The following is a 484-nucleotide window of genomic DNA, read 5'->3' as shown; positions in this document are numbered from 1 at the left end:
CATGAAAGAAGTACGGTTGAAGACAGGCTCACGCCCACCAAGGAGTAACCGTTCATTTGGGAAGTATTGAAAAGGTTTTAAACTTTCTAAAGAAACAAGCTAAGAAGCTGTTTCATACATAAGCGTTTTAGGAGAAGATAATAAATCGTCTCCTACCCATCTTGTGAGCTAAAAGAAGAAAAGCGATAAGGAAAAGGTTAGAAAGGTTGCATTCGAGTTGCACAGCGTTTGTATATTTCAAAGAAGTAGTACCGTTGTTGCTTTCTAACCTGGAAAAGATGGATTCAATGAAAGTACGTTTCTTGTAAATCTCTTTGAAGAAAGAAGACTCCTGCGGCATCAGCTAAGAAGTTAAACCCACTAAGATCCAAGTACTTAACAACCTTTTCCAAAAGGGTTAAAGCATAATTCTTGTCATAGGCAGAAGCAGGGGAAACCACGGTGAAGATAGGGACGTTGAGGAAAGTAATAGTATGAGCCTTGT

General features: G+C 39.0%; 1 protein-coding gene. It reads right to left on the bottom strand.

Annotated elements, in window-relative coordinates:
• Nucleotides 1-284: 284 nt before the first annotated feature.
• Nucleotides 285-484, bottom strand: a 200-nt coding sequence (locus AD60_RS10270) for a hypothetical protein (protein WP_158248432.1), incomplete at its 5' end; no start/stop codon positions are given.

The sequence above is a fragment of the Petrotoga sp. SL27 genome (genome assembly GCF_002924605.1).
GTDB classification, from domain to species: Bacteria; Thermotogota; Thermotogae; order Petrotogales; family Petrotogaceae; genus Petrotoga; species Petrotoga sibirica.
Note: the sequence above shows the minus strand (reverse complement) of the source record. Positions and strands in the feature narration are given on the sequence as shown.